This window comes from Bartonella florencae, assembly GCF_000312525.1.
Classification (GTDB): Bacteria; Pseudomonadota; Alphaproteobacteria; order Rhizobiales; family Rhizobiaceae; genus Bartonella; species Bartonella florencae.
Window position 1 is genome coordinate 399870 of the sequence record NZ_HE997452.1, and the last position, 5133, is coordinate 405002.

4 protein-coding genes are annotated in these 5133 nt (G+C 38.1%); all 4 read right to left on the reverse strand.

Going from position 1 to position 5133, the window contains the following annotated elements; all coding sequences use genetic code 11:
- Positions 1-1390 precede the first annotated feature (1390 nt).
- The 4 genes from virB11 to BN202_RS04520 are packed head-to-tail and all read right to left on the reverse strand — an operon-like array spanning position 1391 to position 5105.
- Positions 1391-2452 carry a P-type DNA transfer ATPase VirB11 gene (gene virB11, locus BN202_RS04505; protein WP_019219358.1) on the reverse strand — a complete coding sequence of 354 codons (1062 nt, stop codon included), beginning with the start codon at positions 2450-2452 and terminating at the stop codon, positions 1391-1393.
- Positions 2427-3584 (reverse strand): type IV secretion system protein VirB10, encoded by a 1158-nt coding sequence (virB10, locus tag BN202_RS04510; RefSeq protein WP_019219359.1) that lies wholly within the window; start codon positions 3582-3584, stop codon positions 2427-2429. The genes virB11 and virB10 overlap by 26 nt, the downstream gene beginning before the upstream one ends.
- A complete protein-coding gene (gene virB9, locus BN202_RS04515) occupies positions 3584-4390 on the reverse strand; it encodes a P-type conjugative transfer protein VirB9 (RefSeq protein WP_034987444.1) in 807 nt (268 codons plus the stop codon). The genes virB10 and virB9 overlap by 1 nt, the downstream gene beginning before the upstream one ends.
- 13 nt (positions 4391-4403) lie before the next feature.
- Positions 4404-5105, reverse strand: a complete 702-nt coding sequence (locus tag BN202_RS04520) for a VirB8 family type IV secretion system protein (RefSeq protein ID WP_019219361.1) — start codon at positions 5103-5105, stop codon at positions 4404-4406.
- Between the last annotated feature and the right edge of the window lie 28 nt (positions 5106-5133).

Sequence of the window (5133 nt, forward strand, 5' to 3'; positions counted from 1 at the left end):
GCAATTGCTGAAATAAAAAAGCTCATGGTTGAGCGCCGTCTTTAAAAATATATCAGTTAAAAGCGTGATGTGAGAGGTAAGCAAACATATATGATTTTGTATTTTTTGAGATGCTGCACCAAGGGTAATCTATAAAATTTTTATGTTCTTTTATGAAAATTGAAAAGAATTATCACGACAATTTAAAACCAACAGGGTATTTTAGATAAAATCTCTCATGAGAAAAATACGTTTTTAATATGGAATAAGGGGTTTTGATGAGGGGGTGTTCGCTGGATAGGGCAATCAAGTTAGCAAAGAGTGTGAAGGCGCTTGCCCCTTTATAAATATAAAAATTATAATGCACAATGGCTTTACGGTCATATCATTTATGGGTAGCGTTGTGGAATGGGCTTAGGAAGGCTGAGAGATGTTTTTTTATAAGTGTATGAATGTATAATATAATGCCGTTCTTCATGTGAAGATTATGCTGCCATTAAAGAAGGAATTTTACGGAAAGTATAGACGATATATCACTGTATTGTTTTGTGTTGATATTCATTGAGATAGCGCTATTTTTGCTAAATGGTAAGCCAGTGTTCGCATTCTTTTATGCACTTCTCATATTTTAACTTATCTTGTATTGAAAGAGTTGATTAGAGGTATTTTTAGTTTTTTACAGCTTACGTTTTTTTCGTGATGAGCAAAAAATATTTTGTTGATTCTAGATGTAAGAATCCGCAATGAGGGAGTGTTCAAGACTTTCAGTAAGTTGTAAAATATGAAGTGATTTGTTTGTTTTAAATTTTTTTCGAATATAACTAAACGAAGATTTTTGTAGCGATTGTCGTTATGTTTCTTTTACATCATGCAACTAATAAAATGCAAAATCTATGACGTTCTTAGGCTTTTTATTATCAAATTGAAATGTGATTTTTTTTGCTAAATCAAAATTTATAGTGCATTAAGTTTTCTATGTTAGAAGTCTGTATCCTTTATTGGGTTAAAAAACACATTCATTGATGATTAACAAATAATGCTTAGAACTCTTGAAAGATAAGTTATTGTTTTTGTTGTGATAATTTATTTGTTGTTATCACGTCTGGGTGCTTTACAGAAGCCATATTGATAGAAAAATTGAGAGTTATCCCTTTTAAAAGATTTGTTTTGAGCATTTTTCTTTTCTATAAAGTGCATAGTTCCCCAAAATAAATGAAACAAATGGTCAAATACAAAATTTGGGATGCAGATTCGTTTTTCTCATAGAGTTATTATTATCAATTTTCTTCCTCAGTTGTAAGGAAGTAAAAACTTTACCAAAAAGCAGGTAAAAGAAAAATCTAACAGAAAGCTGTGACAAATTGCCACAGCTGTTGTTGTTTGTATCATATGTTTAAAAGAAACGTTTCATTTAAACTATCTTTGATTTAGCAAAGATGGGATCATAAAAGATTTCGGAGAGCCTTCTATCTTTAAAGAACAACACCACATCTACTGTTGTGTAAAGAACGACTTTTATCATTTCTATATCAAGTTGACGACCAACCTCTGATCTTTTGATCAATGTGGCACACCGTTCGAATGTTTGCAAAGCATTGTTGGCGTGTGTTGTTGTAATTGATCCTGGATGTCCAGTGTTCAAAGAGTTGAGATATTCCCATGCTTCGTTGCCACGCAGTTCGGCAAGAAAAATGCGGTCAGGTGATTGACGCAGACATGCATCTAAACACTCATCAGCCGGAACACAACCTGCACCATAACCATAAAGCATATGGACATGGTTTGGATGATTAGGCAGAAAAAGCTCATGAACATCTTCAATTGTAATAATGCGTTCCTCTACCGGTACTGTTTCAATGAGCGAACGAGCAAATGTTGTTTTACCCGATCCTGTTTTTCCTGCTATGATAATGTTACGTTTATAGAGTACACATTCTTTTAAAAATTGAAGAATTTTTTTATCACGTTTGAGACGAAGAAGTTGTACTTCAAATGGTTCCAACCGTGTAAAATCCTGCTTCGATAACAGGTTATTTGCTTCCTTTTCTGAGGGCTTATTGAAACTTACATCGGCAAAATTATCAAATGCACCTTCTTTATCCAGTTCCTCTAACGTCTTAACCGTAAGGGAATGCTTACGAATTACAAAGGATAGTGTACCATCGATGACCGCTGGTGTTTGTATAATAGTACCACGTTGTCCACCGGGTAAGTGTACGTAATTAATATTTCGGGGTGCCATACCGTTATAAACGATAATAGCTGTAATAAGCGTTTGCAAAAAAGCTGTTGTTAATTCTGGTACACTATGGACCTGCCATCCGTTGAAGCTTTTTGTCCATACTTCACAGGGGCGGCAGATCGATAATTCAATGATCTCCGGATCTTCTAAAAAACGATCAAGCGGTTGCAGAAGCTGAGAAACTGCTTGATCTTTTTGTATTGGATTAACGTGTGACGAGACTGTAGACATCGCTGAAATCCAGATCACGAGCAACAAAAATATTCACGCGTTCACCTTGGTTTTTGTAAAGTGTTGGTGCGATATTGATGGAACTTTGAAGAACATCATTCACTACCGATTCAGCACTTTTTACACTGTGAGATTGTGACTTCTCTGACTTCTCTTTATCTTCTTTGCTGCTACTGTTAATTTTGCCTCTCACCCATTCTCCTAAATCACCGATGATACTCACCATAATTGCACCACTAAATCGCTCCCAAAAGTGCCTGTCAATCCAGCCACCAATACCCGCTTCACCAAGAGGACCTGTACCAGGCGAGTCAAGATTGACAATAACTCCAGAAGGCGTTTCAATACGTAACCATTGTACAAACACACGTGTTTGTCCTTGCTGTAAGCCACTTTGGTAAAAACCAACAACTTTAGAACCACGATCGAGCAAAACAACACGACCACTTGTGGAATAAACATCCCGTGTTAAATGGCAAGTCGTCATTCCAGGTTGTGACGTGATAATCTTTGTTTCCAATGTACAATCCATTTGCGTTCCTTGCGTAATCAAGAGGTCACGGTTACGAAGTTGCACTGCATGGGATTGACCTAAACGTATAGGTTGAAGATTATCGAATAATACACCACTGCCATCATTCGATGTATTCTTTGTCTCTGTAGATCCTTCACTCCCACCATTGTTAAGACTAGAACTGAGCATACGTTTGCGTGCTAATTCTTCAGAATCTTGGAGCAAATGTGAGGGAACGGTTGTTTGGAGAAGTTTCGTTAAAGCTGCAGGAAGTTCCGATGTTGAGTCTTCTGCTGGTGTTGGTTTTTCTACTTCTTCTACAACTTTTGGCTCTTCTATAATCCGAGGGGTATAGCTTGGTATAATTTGCTGTACCGTTTGTTGTGGTGTTTCTTCCTCAACTTCCACGGTATTGCGCATTTTCAAAGCCTTCCAAGTCAAAGCAATTGGCACCGCTATGATGACAACGAGTCCTACCATTAACAATGCACGGGCACCAGGAATCGTTGGACGGCGTTCTGAACCTAGTTCTGACCCTCCATAGGCACCTTCAATATGTTTTTGCTCTATATTGCTTAGTTTTCTGCCTTTTTCCTCTCCTTTCTCATTCTCAAACATCATTTTCCTCCTTTATTGACGCGATGAACTGCGGAAGATATTGTTCCGGTTGTATTGGGTATACCATGGGGGTCATAGGCTTCATTAAAAACAGCGAGAGCACGTTTACCAAGCCGTATAAGCCATTTAGGATTGACCTTATGAACAGCGATAATATCATTAGAACTGCCGATAACAGTGCGTGGTATTAAGCTTTCATTCCCTTCAGCATCTACAACATAAATCGATGGCATATCCATGTTAGCGGGAAACTTGAAGTAAGTAATACGTCCATTGTCCCAAGCATTGATCGGTGCAATATCTTGGTGACCGCTCATGGTGTAACTAAGATTATAGCCTTTTACGCTCTGGTGAAAACTACGTTCAATCGCAAGGTGTTGATTGTTTGCTTCTGACTTTTCATCTACGGAATCAGGATAATTGAAAGCCAATTCATAAGTAGCTCCCGCACGGTCATTTCGAAACTGTAGTCGGAATTTGTAGCTCCGTTTATCCGTTATAACGATAAGATTGGTATTAGCAAGTTCTGCTTTTGGCTTAATAAAAATATGCCGTCCTTTATGGGCAAAGGCATAGGCTTCTGAATCACCAAACGCATGCGTGATATAGTGTTCACCTTCTTCAAGAATGATATGTGTTGCAACACCAAGAACTGTTTCAATTTGAACAACATCGGCTTCGTTATAGGTTATATAGCGAATACGATGATCATATTGTGAATTTGACGGACTTTTAAGCGCTTGCACAGGCACTGTATAAAGAGAAGAGAACGAAGACAATAGAACAACAAATACAAATTTTTTCATAAAAATCAATCCCTTAATCATTCAACAGTATTTCTGGGTCAGAACGGTAACTCGTTACTTGAAAACCAAGGGGGTTAAGCAATCGATCAGATGATTTCATGGGAGCACCGACATAAGTGTAGCCAATTGTTGCAATATGGTGCTGTTTTGGTCCAGTAGCAGCACCGCTGCTGTCAAGTTGTCGAGTCGTAAAACGTACAGTTGCTTGACCCAATCCATTGGGCTGAATCGATCGTACTTTAACTGTGATACGTGCTTTGTTGGAAAGTACTTTGTCCCGCGCCTTTTCTCCTTCATAAATTTTATAATATTCTTGTTGAACAGCGGCTGCGCTTAAAAGCGCTGTTGTATCATAGTTCAGTTGAATGGTATCATAGTCGTAAGTTTCACGGTTAAGCACATATTGATTGAGCCAATATCTATCTACAACTTCACCATAGCTTTCTTCATGCTCACGCATGATCGAAATAACATCAACTGCACCTGTTGTGTTATCAACGCGGAGCACTAAAGGTGTTGGGGCTGGTTGAGAAAATCCAACGATTCCACATATCATACCGAATAAGCCAAAAAGACCAGCAGCACCCGCGACACGCCACGCCGTTTTACGCGATCTTATAAATTCGTTGATAAGATCCCGTTCCAAGCCACGACTCTCTTCATAATAACTGTTAAGTTGTTCGACTTTTATTGGTTTAGTTTGTTTTTCTTTCATATGGCTCCTCGCTGAATTTCGGCAGGGA